General features: G+C 43.1%; 11 protein-coding genes. All 11 read left to right on the forward strand.

The window, feature by feature from the left end:
- Nucleotides 1–29: 29 nt before the first annotated feature.
- The 11 genes from B3E00_RS05770 to B3E00_RS05820 all read left to right on the forward strand — a co-directional run bounded on the left by B3E00_RS05770 (nt 30) and on the right by B3E00_RS05820 (nt 21,172).
- Nucleotides 30–3,155, forward strand: coding sequence for a SusC/RagA family TonB-linked outer membrane protein (locus B3E00_RS05770; RefSeq protein ID WP_293886668.1), 3,126 nt, complete (start codon nt 30–32; stop codon nt 3,153–3,155).
- A gap of 44 nt (nt 3,156–3,199) precedes the next feature.
- The gene (locus tag B3E00_RS05775; protein WP_293937620.1) at nt 3,200–4,882 is read left to right on the forward strand and encodes a RagB/SusD family nutrient uptake outer membrane protein; all 1,683 of its coding nucleotides are present in this window, start codon (nt 3,200–3,202) and stop codon (nt 4,880–4,882) included.
- 43 nt (nt 4,883–4,925) lie between these two features.
- The gene (locus B3E00_RS05780) at nt 4,926–6,038 is read left to right on the forward strand and encodes a hypothetical protein (RefSeq protein WP_293886665.1); all 1,113 of its coding nucleotides are present in this window, start codon (nt 4,926–4,928) and stop codon (nt 6,036–6,038) included.
- A 75-nt stretch (nt 6,039–6,113) separates the two neighbouring features.
- Entirely contained in the window at nt 6,114–7,718 is a 1,605-nt protein-coding gene (locus B3E00_RS05785) for a glycoside hydrolase family 32 protein (RefSeq protein WP_293886663.1), read from the forward strand.
- A 66-nt stretch (nt 7,719–7,784) separates the two neighbouring features.
- Entirely contained in the window at nt 7,785–9,293 is a 1,509-nt protein-coding gene (locus B3E00_RS05790; protein WP_293886661.1) for a glycoside hydrolase family 32 protein, read from the forward strand.
- A 308-nt stretch (nt 9,294–9,601) separates the two neighbouring features.
- A complete protein-coding gene (locus tag B3E00_RS05795) occupies nt 9,602–10,567 on the forward strand; it encodes an SGNH/GDSL hydrolase family protein (RefSeq protein ID WP_293937623.1) in 966 nt (321 codons plus the stop codon).
- 132 nt (nt 10,568–10,699) lie between these two features.
- Nucleotides 10,700–12,481, forward strand: a complete 1,782-nt coding sequence (locus B3E00_RS05800) for an alpha-L-fucosidase (RefSeq protein WP_293937625.1) — start codon at nt 10,700–10,702, stop codon at nt 12,479–12,481.
- A 108-nt stretch (nt 12,482–12,589) separates the two neighbouring features.
- Nucleotides 12,590–13,873 carry a Gfo/Idh/MocA family protein gene (locus tag B3E00_RS05805; protein WP_293886656.1) on the forward strand — a complete coding sequence of 428 codons (1,284 nt, stop codon included), beginning with the start codon at nt 12,590–12,592 and terminating at the stop codon, nt 13,871–13,873.
- A 525-nt stretch (nt 13,874–14,398) separates the two neighbouring features.
- Complete coding sequence (locus B3E00_RS05810) at nt 14,399–15,409, forward strand: LacI family DNA-binding transcriptional regulator (RefSeq protein ID WP_293937627.1); 1,011 nt, start codon at nt 14,399–14,401, stop codon at nt 15,407–15,409.
- A 196-nt stretch (nt 15,410–15,605) separates the two neighbouring features.
- Entirely contained in the window at nt 15,606–18,191 is a 2,586-nt protein-coding gene (locus B3E00_RS05815) for an alpha-amylase family glycosyl hydrolase (RefSeq protein WP_293937630.1), read from the forward strand.
- A gap of 11 nt (nt 18,192–18,202) precedes the next feature.
- The gene (locus B3E00_RS05820) at nt 18,203–21,172 is read left to right on the forward strand and encodes a SusC/RagA family TonB-linked outer membrane protein (RefSeq protein WP_293886650.1); all 2,970 of its coding nucleotides are present in this window, start codon (nt 18,203–18,205) and stop codon (nt 21,170–21,172) included.
- Nucleotides 21,173–21,178: the final 6 nt, after the last annotated feature.

Here is a 21,178-nt window from a genome sequence, read left to right on the forward strand (position 1 = left end):
AATAATTAACCATTTACTCATAACCAATTATGTTTACAAGACAGAAAGCGATGCTGCTCCCGTCTTTGGCACTTTTTTCTGTTGTCGCATTTGCGCAGCAGACTGAAATCCGGGGAAGGATTACGGATAGTGGGACAGCAGCACCTATAGTGGGGGCATCTTTAGTGGTGAAGGGAACCACAATAGCCACCAAGACAAATGAAAAGGGAGAATTCGTCCTCCAGACTTCGGGCAATCAGGGCACATTGGAAATAAGTTATGTCGGCTATGCTACTCAGACAATTTCTGTAGCCGGAAGAAAGTTCCTCGATATTCAGCTTGCGAGCACCGAAAAAGGACTCGATGAAGTAGTTGTTACGGGATATCAAACGGAACGGAAGAAGGATTTGACGGGTGCAGTGAGCGTTGTTAATGTTGCTGAGATGATGAAGGCTCCGGAAAATAACCCGATGAAAGCGCTGCAAGGAAGGGTAGCTGGTATGACAGTAACTTCGGATGGTAGTCCAAGTGGAGCGGCAACAGTGCGTATGCGCGGAATCAGTTCCATCAACAGTAGTCAAGATCCCTTGTATGTCATTGATGGAACCCCCACACAGGGAGGAATGCATGAACTTAATGCGAATGATATCGAAAGTATTCAGGTTTTAAAGGACGCTTCTTCGGCGAGTATCTATGGCTCACGCGCAGCGAATGGGGTTATTGTTATCACCACCAAAAAAGGAAAGCTAGGTGCACCAAAACTTACGGTGGATGCCTTTGCCACAAGTACACATTTCAATAACCGGATGAAAGTGCTGGACGCACAACAATATGGTCGTGCACTATGGCAGGCAACCATCAATAACGGTGGAAACCCCAATGGAAATAATATTGGTTATCAGTTTGAATGGAATAACGACGCCAATGGCGTGCCGCAGCTCACTACTGTTTTTGTTTCCAAGTATATTGATCGTGAACATACGATGTATGCTTCCGATACCGATTGGTTTAAGGAAGTTTCGAAACCAGGACTGCAACAGTCATACAATGCGACATTGAGCTCCGGAACAGAAAAATCCAGCTCCTTTTTCTCTTTAGGTTATTTGCAGAACAGCGGGACACTCCGTTACACTGATTTCCAGAGAATATCCGCCCGGATGAATGCTGACTACAAATTGTTTGATGGAAAACTGGTTGTTGGTGAGAATTTTACGGTAAACAATACAGGTGAAGTGCAGGTACCTGGCGATGTGCTTGACCTTTCGTTGAAAGCATTACCCATTATTCCTGTCCATACAGTAGATGGAATAGGTTGGGGGGGACCAGCACTAGGAATGAACGACCGCCATAATCCAATGCGTGTACTTTACGACAATCGAAATAATAAATACAATTATTGGCGCTTGTTTGGAAATGCCTATGCCGATTTACAGCTAATAAAAGATCTGCATGTTCGAACCAGTTATGGCCTGGATTACAGTAATTTTTACAAACGTAACTTGGAAGTATCTTATCGCTCGGGATTTATGAACAGCAGCCGAAGTGGCGTTAATATGGAGCAGTCTCATGGGATGAAGTGGACTTGGTCCAATACAGCGACTTATCGGAAGACGATCGACAAACATACTCTAGATGTGCTAGCTGGTATCGAAATGAACCGTCAGAACGATATTAATTTTAACGCGTATACTGCTGGTGATGGTGCATTTGCCATAGAGACACCAGAGTACATGTGGCCAGGTGTGAGTACCGGTACAGCAGCAGTAGGAGGTGGCTCTACAGGCTTCTCGTTGCTCTCCTATTTTGGAAAAGCCAATTATTCCTATGACGAGCGTTATCTGGCTTCTTTCACCGTACGGCACGATGGCTCTTCCCGCTTCGGTAAAAATAACCGTTTTGCCACTTTCCCAGCGGTAACGGCAGGCTGGCGAATATCTTCTGAACGCTTTATGGCAAGTACAAAAAATTATATTTCTGACCTCAAGCTACGGGTTGGATGGGGGCAGACAGGTAACCAAGGGATAGGTAATCTGGCTACCTATGCCCTTTTCGTCCCCGAATATGGTGTTGCTGATCCCACATGGAACATCGTGGATGGTACAGCATACGATCTCTCGGGTACAGGAACTGGAAAATTACCATCGGGATACCGCAAAATCCAAACGGAAAATAATGATCTAAAATGGGAAACCACAACGCAGACGAATATTGGCTTGGACTTTTCACTGTTTAAACAAAGTCTCTATGGTTCGATTGACTGGTATGTCAAAGCAACAAAAGATATGTTGATCAATCCAGCCTACATCGGTGTGGTCGGAGAGGGCGGTTACCGCTGGGCAAATGGTGCATCCATGGAAAATAAAGGTTTGGACGTATCGGCCGGATATCGTAATAAAACAGCCTTTGGACTGGATTATGATGTGATGGCTGTCTTCTCGACGTATAAAAATAAGGTGACACATTTGCCCGAAGCAGTAGAAAACTCCTATGGCGGTCGTCAGGGGGATAATATTATCGGCCGTCCGCTGGGATCGTTTTATGGCTATGTCACCGACGGTATTTTTCAGAATCAGGACGAGGTGGATGCGCACGTCAATCAGACCGGTAAGGGGATTGGACGCTTACGTTATGTGAATGTATATGATGCGGACAATCAGATTACGGACATGGACCGTACTTGGATCGGTAGTCCTCATCCTGATTTTTCCTATAGTTTGAACATTGTGCTAAAATATAAAGGTTTTGACCTATCGGCGTACTTTCAGGGGGTACAGGGGATAGATGTCGAAAACTGGCTGAAAAAACAAACGGACTTCTGGAGTGTGGACGACGTCAATTCCAATAAAGGCGTACGTCTGCTCAATGCTTGGACACCACAAAATCCAACATCAACGATTCCCGCCTTACAGACGACAAACAACAATGACGAGGGCCGCCTGTCAAATTACTTTATCGAGAATGGATCTTATATGAAACTCCGGAATCTATCTCTGGGCTATACCTTGCCAACAGCAACAGCCTCTCGCCTGCGTATGAGCCGGCTAAGGATCTATGTGACCGGTCAGAACCTATTTACCGTTAAGTCAAAGAATTTTACAGGTGTAGATCCTGAAAATGTAGGTTGGGGGTATCCAATTCCAACGACCTGGACAGCCGGGGTAAATATTGGATTTTAAAAAGGGGAAAAATAAGGCTATACACTTATAAATAATTTATACGGATGAAAAAAATAACCACTAAAATAGCGATACTTATGGTTCTTGCTGGACTACTTCCAGGATGTACCAAATTTTTGGATCAAACACCCAATGGTGTGCTGAGCTCCGATCAGGTTAAGGAGCCAGAACGATTATTGACAGCGACTTATGCCGCTTTGGGCAATGATCATTATGATGTCCCTTTTAGCTTATGGCCCTATGGTACGGTTCGGTCGGACGATGCTTATAAAGGTGGATCGGGACCACAGGATATCCAGACCTTTCATTTTCTTGAGGTCTCCAATAACATTACAACCAATTTCGCGGAGTTGGATAAGTTATGGTTTCAATTGTACGTTGCGATTTCGCGTGCCAATACAACAATCAAGACCATACAGGAAATGGACAATTTCGACGGGAAGGAAGAAAAACTGGGTGAAGCACGTTTTCTGCGGGGGCATTTTTACTTTATGCTCAAGATCCTTTTCAAATATGTGCCTTATATCGATGAAAATGTACCAGTAGACAGCTATGAAACCGTATCGAATAGGGCCTTGACTAACGATGCGCTATGGCAAAAGATTGTGGAGGATTTTCAGTATGCGGTAGATCATCTTCCTCCTGTGCAAACGGAGGTCGGTCGGGCCAATCGTATCGCCGCTGCGGCTTATCTCGCTAAAGCTTATCTGTATAAGGGATACCGTCAGGACAATGCCGAACGTAATTTGGTGACAGGTATCGATGCGGGAGATTTGAAAAAGGTTATACAAAATACCGATATTGTGCTTTCATCGAACCATACGCTGGAAACCGACTTTGCTTTTAACTTCTTGCCGGGCAAATATGAAAATGGGACGGAAGCCCTGTTTTCAGTTCAGTTTTCAAAAGATGACGGGACAAAATTTGGGCGTGTTAACTTTTCTGATGTGCTCTCTGTTCCTATGGGGGTGGGCTGTTGTGATTTCAATAAACCGAGTCAAAGCCTTGTCAATGCGTTTCGCACAACGGGTAAAGGTCTACCACTGGATAATTATAATGCGTTGAATAGCTTTAATACCTCCGAGAAGTATGACCCGAGGTTATTCCATACAGTTGCAATCCCGGGCTTACCGTACAAGTATAGTAGCAAAAGAACATACGAAGAAAGCTGGAATCGTAATCCGGCGGAGTATGCTGTTTATGCCTCGTTAAAAGAAAATGTTGATCCCGACTGTGATTGTTTCGTTCCGATGGTACCCTTCTATGCGAATACAAAGAATCGAATTGTATTGCGCTTTGCCGATGTGCTGTTAATGCGGGCAGAGGCGCTTATCGAGCTGCATCGATCGGCTGAAGCACTGCCATTGATCAATCAAGTGCGTACGAGGGCAAAAAATAGCACCGCACTGACGGGCTATGCAAATGATAAAACGCTGATCGAAACCTACAAAAATGGTGATAATATTGTGTGGACCGAAGATAATGCCCGGAAGGCGTTACGTTGGGAAAGACGTTTGGAGCTTGCAATGGAAAATGGAAGGTTCTTTGATCTGGTACGTTGGGGAATTGCAGACCAGGCCATGAATGCTTATTATGATGTAGAAAAGTCACGTCGATCTTATTATTCCTCGGCACATTTTACAGCAGATAGGAATGAATATCTGCCGATTCCCGAAGCACAGATCAGATTAAGTAAGTATCTGTATAAACAAAATCCAGGCTATTAAATAGGCATTTATTGTTGAACGATTAGCATAACCAATTATTCCAATGAACACATTAAACAATTATATAAAAGTAGGGATTACCATCCTGTTTATCGGGCTTCTCGCTGCCTGCAAGCGTGATGCCGATAGCACACTCAATTTGAGTGCAGATGTAGATGTACTTTCTTTCAAGGTCGGCAATACCATTGGGAAAGTAGATCAGGCAAAAGGTACCATTCTTGTTATGGTTCCTGAAGGTACAGATCTTTCTGCGGTAGCTCCGACAATTGAATTGCCCAGCAATGCAAAGGTTTCTCCAGCTTCAGGCATCGCCCAAAATTTTTCATTTTCTGGCACAACACCGATTACTTACCGCGTGTTTAATGGTAATCTTTTCAATAGCTACCAGGTAACCGTCAAAGAAATCAAAGCAGAAATAACGGCATTCCGCATCGGAGAAAAAGCAGGGATCATTGATCAGAAAAATAAAAGCATTAAAATTTACCTACCCCTGGGGACAGACCTAAAGAATCTATCACCTGCGATAGAATTTACAGCCGGAGCAAGCATAACGCCCAATCAGAGTGGGCCCGTAGATTTAAGTTCCCCCATAAAATACAGCCTTGCGTATATGGGGCAGACTTTCCAATACACGGTAACTGCCCTATTGGGTACAGAACCCAAACAAATCCTTATGATTTATAATGGCGAAACCAGCGTTCCTCATTTCGACGGGTTAGGGGTGAGTACGGTGGATTCACCTTATCCCAATCCGAAAACCACTGGAATTAATGCAACACCTTTCTGTGCGTCTTTTGTGCGGGACAATAAAACTGGTGAAGGCTGGCACGGTGGAGCACTCTGGAATGCAAATAAAGTGACGATCAATCCGGCGGAATACGGGCGTTTCTCGATGATGGTATTGAAAGATGTTGCTGGTGATGTGCAATTGGAAATTCAATCGGATGGCGAACAGAATAAAGATTGGTTGCGTGCCAATTATTCGAAAGATCATGTCGGTGAGTGGCAAGAATTGGTTTTTCAGATTCCTGCTGGAAGAAAGGCTATTATTAACAATATACTGGTAATGCCACATGAGCATCCTAATGGGCAGCCCGTGGCATTTCCTACCCAACGGATGTATTGGGACGAATTGAAGGCATTACCCAAAGAGTAATCGAGTACAAACAAAACAAGTTATTATAAAAACAAAAATGATAGCTAATCAGGGATTAATAGAAAGATTTAAATCATGAGACCAAAAATGTATTTGCTTCCGACAGTATTCTTGCTCAGCTTGTTAACAAGCTGCAAGAATAGCGACGAGCGTTCGACAGTGGTAGATAAGCCCATAACAATACAACCTGTGGACAGTTCTACGGCTTGTATTTCGGGGCAGGAGGCTGGCCCATATCAACGATTCTATAGGCCTCAGCAGGGGTTTGTGGGCGATCCCATGCCTTATTACAATGCCAGCGATAAAAAGTTCTACTTGTTTTATCTCTATGAGAATGCCAACAGACACCCGATTTATAGCACGCGAACAAGTGACTTTGGAACATTTGAGGGCTATACCGAAGTATTGTCGTCGGGCGCTGTGGGGAGTCAGGATGAATGGATCGGAACAGGAAGTTTTATCAAAAAAGGAACAGTGTATTACTGTTTCTATACGGGGCATAACAGTGTTTTTACTCCAGCAGAAAAGATCATGTTGGCCACGTCCACTGATTTAATGAATTGGACTAAGCAACCAGCTATGGCACTGCAGGCTGCGGCGGGCTATGATCGAAATAATTTTCGGGATCCACAGGTTTATTGGGATGAAGGCCGAAATGCCTACGTGATGCTAGTCACGACGCGAAAAGATGGAAAAGGAATCCTTGCACGTTATCAGTCAACCGATTTAAGCAGTTGGTCTATGATTGAACCGCTCGTTGCGACCACAGGGACAGTAGAGAAATATGGAATCGAAACAGATGCAGAACTATTGGAATGCCCGGATTTATTTAAAATGGGCAATAAATGGTATCTCTTGTTTTCGCGGATCAACCGGGATGAACACCGCAAGACATTTTATCGTGTTGCGGATTCTCCGGATGGCCCCTGGACGATCTGTCGGGATGCCGAAGGTCATCATGAAACCTTTGATGGACTTTATCTCTATTCGGGCAAGACGGCTAGCGACGGTACGACACGTTATCTTTCCGGCTGGTGTTCGACCGGGCAAACAGTAAATAATAACAACGAACTGCCCTGGGCTGGAAATTTAATTTCACACCAGTTGGTTCAGGGAGCTTCAGGACGTTTATATCCTAAAATTCCGGAAGCCCTAAACAGTAAATTCAATAAGGAAGTTGCCTTTGAAAAACTGAGCAATGTTGGTCAAGTTTCCGAATCGAATAAAACCTATAGTTTGACAGCGCAATCGGGCGGAAGAAGTTATGCACAATTTAACCGGAACACTTCATCCGTTAAAATGACAATGACCATTGATGCTTCCCAATCCAGTCAATTTGGTTTTTCATTTGGCGCATGTGATGATCCGACCGAAGTGTATAGCATTGCTTTTGATCTGACTTCATCCAATCGTTGGAATATGCCCGCACTGTTTATGAACAAGGAGGCACGCGATGGCGGAGGAAGTAAAACAGAGCTCAATTTTACGCCACTTACAGTACCGACCAACCGGATTTTTAACGTGAAAATTATTATTGAAAAATCGATTGGTATCGTATATGTGAATGATCGTGTTGCTTTTACCAACCGGATCTATAAAATGGATCAAAACCCTTGGACTATTTTCGCGGATCAAGGAACAGTAAAAGTGAATGAGTTGAAAATCGAAAAATCTTCCTGACAATTTATAGGATATTTGCTTAGTGGAGCAAACAATAACCTAATTAGAAATCTAAACAAAAGAACAATGATGAGATTAAAGAAATACAGTGTTTTAATGCTCCTGCTAGGTGTTTTTGGTACAAGTCTGGCACAGACGGGACAGCATAAACAAGGGGATCCCGAAGAGAAGTATCGCCCACTTTACCATTTTACCCCACAGCAGGGCTGGATGAACGATCCCAATGGACTGGTCTATTTGAACGGTAATTATCATCTTTTTTTTCAGCATAATCCCGAAAAGCCCGTTTGGGGGCCTATGCATTGGGGCCATGCGATCAGTAAAGATTTAATCCATTGGGACGAGCAGAAGATCGCATTGTACCCCGACAGTTTAGGAACTATTTTCTCTGGTAGCGCAGTGATCGATAAAGACAACACGGCAGGTTTTGGAAAAGGTGCTATGGTTGCCATTTTTACCCATCACAATCATCAGGAAGAGGATCGAAAAACAGGATTGCATCAAAATCAAAGTTTGGCTTATAGTTTGGACCAGGGCCTTACTTGGACAAAGTATAAAGGAAATCCAGTTTTGCCGAATCCTGGTATATGGGATTTTAGAGATCCAAAGGTGATGTGGCATGCGCATAGCCAACGTTGGATTATGACCTTAGCTACAAAAGATTGTATTACTTTCTATTCTTCCAAAGATTTGAAAACATGGCAGAAAGAAAGTGAGTTTGGCAAAGAGTTGGGGGCTCATGGCGGTGTCTGGGAATGCCCTGATCTTATCCCCATGGACTATAAAGGAACTATAAAATGGGTTTTGTTGGTCAGCATCAATCCAGGTGGACCCAACGGTGGTTCTGTAACACAATATTTTGTGGGTGACTTCGATGGGCATCAGTTCCGAACAGCGGATACTAAAATAAAGTGGTTGGATTGGGGACCCGATAATTATGCCGGCGTAACTTGGAGTAATCTAGGGGATAGGCACCTGATGATTGGCTGGATGAGCAACTGGCAATATGCCAATTTGGTACCCACTACAAAATGGCGTTCTTCCTCAACCATACCCCGTGTTTTATCGTTGGATAAAATTGGACAGTCGTTCTATGTTGCAAGTACGGCGCCCAAAGAAATTGAAACTGCATTCCGACTGCTTAAAAAATACCATGGCGGCGGAACGAAGGAAGTTTCGTTCGGGCAACATCTCCCACAAGCGTACCGTTTGGACCTCAAAGATTTGAAGCAGCAGTCTTTTAAAGTGATCCTGTCAAATGAATCTGGTGACGAATTGTTTATTGGTTATCGTGAAGACCAAAATGCATATTACATCGATCGCTCTAAGTCCGGTGAAGTGTCGTTTAATGAGGAATTCCCAAAGATAGCTTCAGCACAACGCCTGCTGAACAACGGAACGCTCTCTTTCAGCTTGTATGTTGATGTGAGCTCTGTGGAGCTTTTTGCAGACGAGGGGCTAACGGTAATGACCAGTTTATTTTTTCCGAACAGGCCAATAACCAAGCTGCGTGTCCTGGGAGATAAAAAGCTGGAGTTTAAAGAACTGAGTATCTCCAAATTCAATATGCAATAAGACTTAATTGCTTAAGAATATAAGCCTGTCCGACTTGGTTGGACAGGCTTTTTTTTGCCCTTTGGACAGCCCTTTTGTTATCAACAAGAGTTCTTAACTAACTAATAGAAGATGTAAATGTAACAATCTTCTGTCTTTCAGTAATTTAATTTGAATTCATGTGCTTATTGATTAATTTAATGACCAAATAATCAATTGTGGACAGCGCTCAATAGTTATCTAATAAGTCTTTTGCGCATATTGGTATCAACCTAAACCAATGAGATATGTAAGGTTTGGTACTTGTCCAACTGATCCAATATTACACAATGTTAAATTTATCATTTCGTAGAAACGAACTTCGTTTTTTTGTATTGCTATTGTGCTTAGGCCTTTTGTCTAGGCAAGTAAAGGGGCAAAGTCATGTTAAGGACTTTAGTTTGAGTGATGGACAAAAAGTGCTTTTTTTAGGCAATAGTATTACTTACGCGGGGCAATATGTCGCCATGACCGAAAGTCTATTCCTGAGCAGTCACCCGAAAAGGAAACCTCAGTTTATTAATTCGGGCTTACCAAGTGAGACCGTTTCTGGACTCAGTGAACCGAATCATGCCGATGGAAAATTTCCACGCCCCTGTCTATTTGATCGACTGGACAATGTGCTTGATAAAATCAAACCTGAGGTGGTTTTCGTCTGTTATGGCATGAATGACGGCATTTACCTCCCTTTTGATGCTATCCGTTTTGAAGCCTATAAAAATGGAATTATCCGTCTGCACAAACGTTTGGTCGATCAGGGCGTCAAACGCATCCTATGGATGACACCTCCAGTGCATGATGATCCGAAGCTTCGGCTCAATGGCTACAATAAAGTATTGGATCGTTATGCCGAATGGCTTATTGGCTATGCCAAAATGCATTCCTGGGAAATCATAGACCTCCATTTTCCCATGCGTCGCTACTTGGAAGCTGGGATCGAGAAAGACGCTCAGTTTAAGCTGGCCGCAGATGGGGTGCACCCCGGAGAGCTGGGGCATTGGCTAATGGCTAAGGAAATAGTACAGCACCTGATGCCTGATTTCTCGATTGAAAGCACATGGGATGACAATTTGCACAATCAACCAAATCTTCGCCAGTTATATACGCTTGTTTTGAAAAGGCAGACGATGATGAAATATGCATGGCTGACCTATACAGGTCATAAACGACCTGGACTATCCAAGGGAATTCCAGTAGAAGATGCTAGAAAAGCATATGCTGTTATTCAGGATGAAATTAAAGCGTTGGGTTTCTGATCGGCGATAGCTTGCGATCCGAATAAATGAACTTTTAAGTATAAATCTATATCATGATGAAAATCAATTTTCTTAAGTGGAAGTGTGCAGCAGCTGTGGGAATGTTGCTGTGCATGACCGATGTTGCTGTGCATGACCGATGTTGCTATTTCACAGACCAAATCACCACCTTATGAAGGTGTTGCCGGTTGGCAGGAGACGCAAGATAAACGCATGGAATGGTTTAAAGAGGCCCGTTTTGGACTGTTTATCCATTGGGGATTGTACAGTGCAGCAGGTGGTTCTTTTGAAGGGAAACAATATCCACAACATTATGCCGAATGGATACAAACCTGGGGGAAAATTCCCAGTAAGCAGTATGCCGAAGTACTGAAACCAAAATTTACTTTAGGTTCCTTTGACCCAAAATCCTGGGCACGCCTTGCAAAAAAAACGGGAATGAAGTATATGGTACTGACCTCCCGACACCACGAAGGCTTTAGCCTATTCAATAGCCAGCAACCTTATGCCTTGAAAAATGATGTTACGGGTACGGCAAATTTGTCGCCGAAAGGAAGAGATCTTTACCGCGAAATTATGGATGCTTTCCGTCAGGAGGGAATGAAAGTAGGAGCTTATTATTCGCTCCTGGATTGGCAACATCCCGATTCTTATGAGGCCTTTCAGCTGAACCCGAATGTGGATAAGCATCAGCCAGATCATGAACGTTATAAAGCCTATCTCTATGGCCAAATTAAAGAACTTGCTCAAAATTACGGGCGATTGGACATGCTGTGGCCCGATTTCAGCAGCAAACAGCATGAGGGGGAAGCCTGGGGGACAAAGCATATTTTGACAGACCTGATCAAATGGCAGCCCAATATTATTATCAATAACCGATTCTGGAATGGACTTGAAAATAGGAATGGCGATATTGGTACTCCAGAGAAATATATACCGCCAACCGGCTTGCCCTGCATGTACTGGGAGGTAAGCCATACCATGAATGAAAGTTATGGTTACAGTGCGCACGATAAAAATTGGAAAAGCTTTCCCAAGATCATGCAATTATTTGTGGAAACGGTGAGTAAAGGAGGGAATTTTTTGTTAAATGTCGGACCCGATGGTGACGGAGCCCTTCCTCAACCTGCAGTGCAAATTATGGAGCAAATCGGGGAGTGGATGAAGATCAATAGCGAAGCTATTTACGGGACCACCGCGAGCCCTTTCCAAGCCTTGGATTGGGGGTATTGTACCCAAAAAAATGGGAAGCTGTATCTGCATGTTTTTGATCGCCCGGCCGATGGAAAAATAAATCTGCCCATCAAAAATAAAGTGACGGCTGTCTACGCCCTAGCTTCACCTAACATGAAGTTAAAATCTACTTTAGAAAACGGAAAACCAGCAATTCCTGTCGATATCTTCGATAGTAAGAAAGGACCGAAGGTTATTGTTGTCGAAATCCAGGGAAAACCAATTGTTGAGGAAAGCCTGACCCAGACACAGGCAGATGGACGTATCGTGATGAACGCAAATAATGCAAAATTACAGGAAGGAAAGGGATTAAAAATTATTGGTGCACATACCCATGATCCAAACCGCCCGAACGCCATTGGTCAATGGAAAGACCTTGCGGATAAAGTATTTTGGGATATCAAAATTCAAAAACCAGGGAAGTATCGTGTGCTCGTCAATTATCTGGCGAATAGCAAGCAGCACGGTAAAATTGTGCTTTCGATGCTCGGACAGCAGCTCCCATGGACGTTTGTCACTGAAAAAGAAGCTAAATTTAAGGAAGTGGCCATGGGAACCATTGAGGTATCCCAGCAAGTAATTGGTGAGCCCAGTACGAAGGTGATTTTGCAGGCTACAGCCATCGAAGGCGATACTTTGCCAGAGATTGCTTCGATTACTTTGGTTCCTATACAAGAATAAACTATCTTTAAGAAAACCTGAACAAATCATCCATACATAAACCATTTTGCCGTCAAGGACTGAAGAAGTACTATAGGGACGTGCAGAAGAATAAACTATCCATAAAGAATGAAAAGAAGAGAATTTATAGCCAAGGGAATTGTATCCTCTTTGGCTTTTACAATTGTCCCGCGCGTTGTGTTGGGAGGCAATGGATTTCTTGCGCCAAGTGATCGTATCAATCTTGGGTTTATTGGTGTCGGAAAACAATCCTATACCTTGATGAATGGCCTCAATCGCTGCAAGGAAATCGCAAGTCTGGCGGCCTGCGATGTAGACCGAAAAAAATTAGCTGCATTTATTGCAGCGACAACGAAAAAACAAACGGAATTGTCAAAAGCACAGACCGAGATCAAGGCCTATCATCATTATCGGGAACTATTGGATCGGAAAGATATTGATGCTGTTGTCATTGCAACGCCCGATCATTGGCATGCGCAGATTGCAGTTGATGCGGCTAAAGCTGGCAAAGATATTTATTGTGAGAAACCCCTTGCATTGACCATTGCCGAAGGCCGTGCCATGGTCGATGCAACCCGAAAATATAAACGTGTATTTCAGACGGGCAGCATGCAGCGTTCTTCCTATAATTTTAGACAGGCAGCAGAACTGGTTCTCAATGGCTATATCGGCAAAATCAAGGAAATCAATGTTTCTGTGGGCGAACCGGTCAAACAATGTGACCTTCCCTCCATGCCAGCCCCCGATTATCTCGATTGGGATATGTGGGTAGGACCTTCACCTTATCGCGGCTATAATCCGATATTAAGTCCACCTTTAGAGGACGATAAATGGGCTTGGTGGCGTGGTTACCGCGATTTTGGCGGCGGCTATATCACCGATTGGGGAGCACATATGTTTGATATTGTCCAATGGGCATTGGGCATGGATGATTCTGGACCCGTGGCGTTCAATCCTCCTAAAACACCGAATAGTAACAGTGGGCTCTCTTTTAGCTATGCAAATGGTGTTATCGTAAATCATAAACAATGGGGGGTACATAATGCGATCCAGTTTATCGGTGAAAAAGGGAAGATTGAGGTAAGCCGGGAGTTTATACGCTCGAACCCGGATAATTTAGCAAATCTTAAACTGACTTCTTCTGATCGTCGTTTGTATTATAGTGATAATCACTATCAGGACTGGGTTGATGCGATTAAAAAAAGAAGTAAGCCTATCTGTGATGTTGAAATAGGTCACCGGACGAGCTCAGTGTGCAATGCCATCAATATTGCATATGAACTGCAAAAGGATTTAAAATGGAACCCGCAAAAAGAACAATTTGATAACGAATATGCCAATCTCCTGCGTAGCCGACCTTACAGAGGAGAATGGGATTTTAAAAAGTTTTAGTAAAGAAAATAGGCGATTGTTTGTAAACAGGCTTAGCAAAATACGCTAAGCCTGTTAAGCATCCGCTCACAATTTTTTGATCAAATAGTGGGGAAAGATTCGTACCTGCTTCGTACCTTATTCGGATGCAATACAGATATGGCACAGCTATTGACTAGCTATTGACCAGACTCTGACCAGGAATTATCTGGTCAACTTTCGATCAATAACCGTAGCAAGATTGTCCACATCCGAAGGTGATACGAACAATACGAAGACGACCCGAAAACAGCATTAGGGATATAGGCAAAAAAAGGCCATGCAAAACAAGTTGTTCTGCTGACGGTTAACTGTCGAAAGCGAGTATATTGAAGAGATTATTCACACGATTTGATCACTAGATCGCTTTTCTTATCGGGAGATAAAAAAACATGGCCCGCTGATTTAAAACAAAGAGGACAAAAAGAAAATTTGCTATTCTGGAGAGATAATTGCTTTATTTGTACCCAACAATTATTACATTCGAACAGCAAAGGGAATCTTGATATGTCGCAATTAACAATAGTAGATCTTGCCAAAAAACTCGGCTTGTCAAAATCGACCGTTTCCCGCGCATTTCGGGACAATGTGGATATTAATCCGGCGACCAAAGCCCGGATATTGGCCATGGCCGAAGAAATTGGTTTTTCGCCCAATGTCTATGCAAGCAGTCTGAAAGCAAATAAAAGTCTGACCATCGCAATTATTATTCCCGAATTTGGTAATAAATTTTTCTCGCAGGCAATCAAAGGAATCGAGGCTGTGGCACGCTCTAAGGGTTATCATACGTTAATTTACGTCACGGATCATCAGGTCCAAAACGAGGCCTCAATTGTCCGCTCATTGGCCAATGGACGTGTGGATGGTGTTATTATTTCAGCTTCAGGTGAAGGTAAAGATCATTCGCATTTGCAGCTTTTGGCTGAAAGGGGAATACCGGTTATGTTTTTTGACCGTGCATATGACGACTGGAAGGGCGGATACATCACAGGTAATGACCTTGATTCTGCTTACTTGGCAACTAAACACTTGATCGATAACGATTGTAAAAGGATTGCTTATCTCGCGATCAATCCGAATGTCTCCATAGGTAAGGTGCGTAAAGATGGCTACGAAAAAGCGTTACAGGAAGCTGGAATTCCGATTAGAACGGAACTTATTCTGGATACGGTTAACGATGCCGATCAAAATATGAAAGCTATTGCCAGGTTGATCAAACAGGAAAAACCCGATGCCATCTTTGCCGCTGTAGAGCGCCTTGCCATTTCGAGTATACGCGTCGCCAAGCAGCGCGGAATCCGTATTCCTGAAGATCTCAAAATCATTTGTTTTTCTTGTCTGGATATAGCCGACCTGATTGATCCTGCACTGAGCGTAGTGAAGCAGCCAGCCTATGAAATGGGCGAATTAGTAACAAAATACCTATTGGAAAAGATGGATAATCCCGAAAATAATAAGTTTGCTAATTCGGTTTATCTTGATTCCCAGCTTATTTTTCAAAAATCTAGTCTGAAATAAGAAAAGAAATATTTGTTTTTTGTTATCCCATTATTTAGCTTTGAATACTTTCGGGAACATTCCCGGAAGTATTTAAATAATCAATTTGTATATAACTATTGGATAGGGAAATCCAGTAAATCGCAACAAGCGATTTCTTTTTGCCTTGATATCGGGAACGTTCCCAGTATCAGATTCCAAGTAAAGCTAATTATCGATGGGGAAGCATATCTCTCGTTTAATAGGATATTTCTGGCTGATTATCCTCTTATCATCATGTGCAAATAAAAAAGATATCGTGGATGTCGAGCAACCGCCTGTTATTGAACAGCAGGAATCTGGTTTGGTACATCTTTCCGCCCCATTTATCTTTTGGGATCAGGAAATCACGTTGCAATTTGATCTTTCGAAAGGAAATGCTGCGCTAAAAGGTAGCACAGCCGATCTCTACTTACACGCTGGATTGATTTCTGTCAATGGGGGCGGCTGGCAACATGTGGCAACAGACTGGTCGAACAATGAAAACACCTATAAACTTAAATTTGTTGCTGCTGGTTTATATACCTTCACATTTACTCCCGCTAAATTCTTTCACCTGAATAATGGAGGAGAATTTGGTCAGATAGCAATTTTAGTCCGCAATGGTGATGGATCGGTGGTCCAAAGAAACAAAAATAATTCGGATTTATTTCTGCCTCTTGTGGCGACCAATGCAGAGGCTATTCGTTTTGTGTCGCCCGCATTGCAACCCACAGATCCCATTGCAACGGATCAATTATATACCGCTGGTGAAAGCGTGAAGCTGAAAGTTCAAGCAACGCAATCGGGAAAAATTAGTATCTGGGACAATGGCGTGCAAATCGCCGCGGCAGATGCCGTTCAGTCGCTGGAAAGATCCCTCCGCTTAGAAAGCGATGGATTGCACCAACTTGAAGCACGCCTTGAAACTGATGGTCAGGTGACGATGACCAAAATTGCATTATTTGTAGAGGCTAAGCCAGCTATTGCAGTACTTCCAGCAGGAGTTAGTCCTAACGGAACGACGATCAGTAAGCAAAAAGGACAAGTTAGTTTTGCATTGACAGCCCCTTCTAAAAGAAGTGTCTATGTATTGGGCGATTTTAACGGTTATAAAGCTTTGCCCGCGTATGCGATGAGTCAGACACCGGATGGTAAAACCTGGTGGACCACGGTATCAAATGTCGATTTCTCCAAACAACTGACGTATCAATTCTTGGTGGATGGTCAACTTTATATTGCCGACCCCTATGCCGAATTGATCCTTGACCCACAAAACGATGCGTCACTTGGATTGATGGCGGGTGCTGTACCTGCTTATCCTGTAGGTGCACAAGGAATTGTGGGGGTATTGGATCTTCCGGCCAAGTCGTATTCGTGGAATACAGCAGCATTTAAGAAGCCTGTCGAAGGTGACTTGGTCATTTATGAATTGTTAGTCCGCGATTTTGTCAAACAGCATCAGTATACCACACTCAAGGATTCCTTGTCTTATTTAAAGCGCTTAGGGGTGAATGCTGTTGAATTGATGCCTGTTCAAGAATCGGAAGGAAATTCCACCTGGGGCTATAATCCTTCTTTTCATCGTGCGTTGGATAAATATTATGGCTTGAAAAATAACTTCAAGGCCTATGTCGACGCTTGTCACGAAAACGGTATTGCCGTTATTTTGGACGTTGTTTTTAATCATGCTTTTGGTCAGTCGCCACTTGTACAGCTTTATTTTGAGCAGGGTAATGTAGCTGGAAGCAGCCCATGGTTCAATACGGTTGCTAAGCATCCGTTTAATGTAGGCTTCGACTTTAACCACGAAAGTGTTTATACACAGAATTTTGTGAAGGATGTGTTGACTTATTGGATGCAGGAATATAAAATCGATGGTTTCCGATTCGACTTATCCAAAGGTTTTACGCAGAAAAATTCGGGTACGTCAGAAAGTGATTTAGCTGCCTGGAATGCGTATGATGCATCGCGTGTAGCCATTTTGAAGCAATACCAGCAGCATATTCGCAACATTGATCCGTCGTGTTATATTATTCTGGAACATCTCGGTGGCGATCAGGAAGAAATGGAACTGGCGCAATCGGGCATGTTGCTGTGGAATAATATGAATCATGCCTTTAACGAAGCGGCGATGGGATGGACCGCCAACAATGGTTCTGATCTCGGAAGATTATTTGCTTCCGGTCACGGCATGGCACAGCCTTCTTTTGTGTCTTATATGGAAAGTCACGACGAGCAGAGACTCCTGTTTAAGTGCTTAAATTATGGAAACTCATCGGGCAGCTATAACATCAAGAATCTAGGTACTGCACTAAAACGTATGGAACAGGCAGCTGTGTTTCTATTGGCTTCACCAGGACCTAAGATGATCTGGCAGTTTGGTGAATACGGTTATGATGTTTCTATCGATGAAAATGGCCGCACAGGTGAAAAGCCTTTGTTGTGGAGCTATCTCCAACAAGACGATCGCAAAAAGCTCTTTGAGACCTATGCGCAACTCACTCGTTTCAAAACCAAAAACAGCATTTTCCAAAACGGGACAGTCGTCACATCGGCGATGAAGGATGCGGTTAAATATTTTGTACTGGAAAAGGAAGGACAACAAGTAGGCGTACTAGGCAATTTTGGGGTAGAAAGTACTGCATTTGCATTGCCACAGGCACTACAAAAGCATTGGGTCGATAATTTTACGGGAAAAGAATTCGACTGGTCCGGTCAGTCAACATTGACACTCTTGCCAGGCCAATACCAATTGATAAGCAAAACAAAACTAAATAAATAAACAGTTATTTTATGAACAAACAGCTATTACGTCCATTTTGGACCTTGAACCTGCTTCTTGGGGTAAGTGCTTCGGCAATAGCCCAACAGGCTACGCTTCAAGGGCGAATAATGGACCAAAAAGGGAGTGCCTTGGTTGGTGCCACAGTGCGCTTCGAAGATATTCAAAGATCGCTGTCTACTACAGCGAATGGGGATTTTAGCTTGGATAGACTTCAAACGGGGAAATTGCGTCTCAAGGTGAGTATGGTCGGCTATGCGACTTTGGATACGTTGATTCAGGTAAAGGAGGGACGAAATCCTTTAAGCTTATACCTGAAGTCCAATACAAGTGCTTTGGAGGAAGTTGTTGTGATTGGTTATGGTACACAAAAGAAGAGCGAACTGACGGGATCCATCAGTACAGTAAGTGCCAAGGATTTTCAAAAGGGACAAATCACTTCGCCCGAGCAACTGATTATGGGTAAAGTGCCGGGGGTTCAGATCACCACCAGTGGTGGGCAACCGGGTGCAGGAAGTACAATCCGTATTCGTACAGGGGCTTCATTGAATGCCAGCAACGATCCACTTATTGTTGTTGATGGAATTCCATTGGCTGGTGGTTCGGTCTCTGGGGTAGCAAACCCGTTAAGTTTGATTAATCCAAATGATATTGAGACTTTTACAATATTGAAAGATGCCAATGCCACAGCCATCTATGGCTCGCGAGCGTCGAATGGTGTTATTTTGATTACAACAAAAAAGGGCAGTCGCTCGGGCACGCAGATCAACTTCTCGACACAGAATTCACTGGCTACCGTAGCCAATAAAGTAAAGCTACTCAACGCTGATCAAATCCGTGACTATGTCAATACAAATGGCAGTGATGCCATGAAAAAACTGTTAGGAACAGCCAATACCGATTGGCAGGATGTGATCTATGGCAATGCATTTACCACAGACAATAACGTTAACATTGCTTCGAAGGCAGGAAATATGCCCTACCGTATTTCTGCGGGATATATGAATCAGGATGGGGTACTAAAAAATGATAACTTGAAGCGAACTACTGCTGCATTGGCCTTAACACCAAAATTTCTGGACAATCATCTTTCATTGGATGTGAATGTACGTGGTACGTGGTCAAAATCTAAATTCGCGACTCAGGATGCAATCGGTACAGCCATTCAGTTTGATCCTACACAGCCGGTCTATGTAGATGATAAAAATAGTTTTGGAGGGTACTACGAGTGGATTCAGGGTGGAAAACCTAATCCCAATGCACCGCGAAATCCTTTGGCCTTATTGGACCTACGCAAAGATAATGGCGATGTGTTTAGAAGTATTGGAAATGCGAAAGTGGATTATAGTTTTCACTTCCTGCCAGAGCTGCATGCCAACTTAAACGTCGGATACGATCTGGCACGTTCAAAAGGCAACACATTCACGCCAGCGATCGCTGCACGTAATTTTAACGAGGGTGGTGAGCGAACCCAATATAAAACCGATATCAACAATAAAACCCTTGAGTTTTACCTCAAATACGACAAAGAACTGCCGGCAATAAGAAGCAATATTGACGCAACATTGGGGTATGGCTACTATAAAAATAGCAGTAAGGTTTATAATTTTAACCGTACAAATGCAGAAGGTGATAAGATCCTAAATGAGCCAACACGGCCGTTTGATAGACCTGAAAATCTGTTGATCTCGTATTATGGTCGTTTGATCTATACTTACGACAATCGCTATGTTGTGTCCGGAACATTGCGCACCGATGGTTCATCACGTTTTAGTCCTGACAACCGTTGGGGTTATTTCCCATCTGTTGGATTTACCTGGCGGGCAAAGAACGAAGGATTTTTGAAAGAAGTCGCTTCAGTTTCAGAATTGAAAATTCGTTTAAGTTATGGAAAAACGGGACAGCAAGATGGTATCGCCAATTATTCTTATCTACCTAATTATACCATTAGTGGCAATGAATCGATGTATCGCTTTGGTGATGAATATTTTTATTTGAATTCTCCTGTTGCCTATGATCAAGATATCCGTTGGGAAAGTACAACGACCTATAATGCCGGAGTCGATTTTGGTTTTGCCAACAATTTATTCTATGGTAGCATAGACTATTACTCCAAGAAGACCAAAGACCTGCTCAGTACCATTCCAGTTCCTGTAGGATCAAACTTTAGCAATTTCCTGTTGACCAACGTTGGCAATATGGAAAATCAGGGTTTGGAGTTTAACTTGCATTATGTCCCCGTGAAAACTGAAAGTTCATCGTTGGATCTTGGTTTCAATTTGACTTACAACAGAAGCAAGGTGACAAACCTGACACAGAGCGATGATCCGAATTTTATCGTCGAGACTGGTGGTATCCGTGGGGGGACAGGTGGCAATATTCAGGCACATAAAGTGAACTTCATGCCAAATAGTTTTAATGTGTTCCAGCAAGTATATGATGAACAAGGGCATCCTGTTGAAGGCGTCTATGTTGACCGTAATGGGGACGGGGTGATCAGCGATAACGATCGTTATCTGTATAAATCACCTTTACCAAAATATCTTTTAGGTTTTACTGCAGCATATAGTTACAAAAAATGGTCTGCAACAACCGTTTTGCGTGCTAACCTAGATAACTATGTGTACGATAATGTTTCTTCCAACCTAGGTAGTGGTGCGAATGTCAGTGATCAGGCAGTATTGGTTATCAACAATGCACCGGTGGACTTTTTGAACACCAATTTCTTGCTTAAACAGCTGCAAAGTGATTACTATATCAAGAATGCTTCGTTTTTGAAAATGGATAACGTCAATCTGAGTTACAATCTTGGAAAATTTATCCGAAACAGTAATGCTTCGATGTCTATTTCTGCAACGGTACAGAATGTATTTACGATCACCAAGTATAAAGGGGTTGATCCGGAAATATCCAATGGTATAGATGACCGTTTCTATCCCAGACCAAGAACGTACGTGGTGGGTGTTAATGTAAGTTTTTAAACAATA

Origin of the sequence: Sphingobacterium sp. UBA5996, assembly GCF_002429765.1 — a bacterium.
Lineage (GTDB): Bacteria > Bacteroidota > Bacteroidia > Sphingobacteriales > Sphingobacteriaceae > Sphingobacterium.

What these genes read in the sequence shown, in the direction of transcription:
- B3E00_RS05820 (WP_293886650.1), top strand. Translation starts at nt 18,203, where the DNA reads ATGAACAAACAGCTATTACGTCCATTTTGGACCTTGAACCTGCTTCTT.
- B3E00_RS05805 (WP_293886656.1), top strand. Translation starts at nt 12,590, where the DNA reads ATGAAAAGAAGAGAATTTATAGCCAAGGGAATTGTATCCTCTTTGGCT.
- B3E00_RS05800 (WP_293937625.1), top strand. Translation starts at nt 10,700, where the DNA reads ATGACCGATGTTGCTATTTCACAGACCAAATCACCACCTTATGAAGGT.
- B3E00_RS05770 (WP_293886668.1), top strand. Translation starts at nt 30, where the DNA reads ATGTTTACAAGACAGAAAGCGATGCTGCTCCCGTCTTTGGCACTTTTT.
- B3E00_RS05810 (WP_293937627.1), top strand. Translation starts at nt 14,399, where the DNA reads ATGTCGCAATTAACAATAGTAGATCTTGCCAAAAAACTCGGCTTGTCA.
- B3E00_RS05780 (WP_293886665.1), top strand. Translation starts at nt 4,926, where the DNA reads ATGAACACATTAAACAATTATATAAAAGTAGGGATTACCATCCTGTTT.
- B3E00_RS05815 (WP_293937630.1), top strand. Translation starts at nt 15,606, where the DNA reads ATGGGGAAGCATATCTCTCGTTTAATAGGATATTTCTGGCTGATTATC.
- B3E00_RS05785 (WP_293886663.1), top strand. Translation starts at nt 6,114, where the DNA reads ATGAGACCAAAAATGTATTTGCTTCCGACAGTATTCTTGCTCAGCTTG.
- B3E00_RS05795 (WP_293937623.1), top strand. Translation starts at nt 9,602, where the DNA reads ATGTTAAATTTATCATTTCGTAGAAACGAACTTCGTTTTTTTGTATTG.
- B3E00_RS05790 (WP_293886661.1), top strand. Translation starts at nt 7,785, where the DNA reads ATGATGAGATTAAAGAAATACAGTGTTTTAATGCTCCTGCTAGGTGTT.
- B3E00_RS05775 (WP_293937620.1), top strand. Translation starts at nt 3,200, where the DNA reads ATGAAAAAAATAACCACTAAAATAGCGATACTTATGGTTCTTGCTGGA.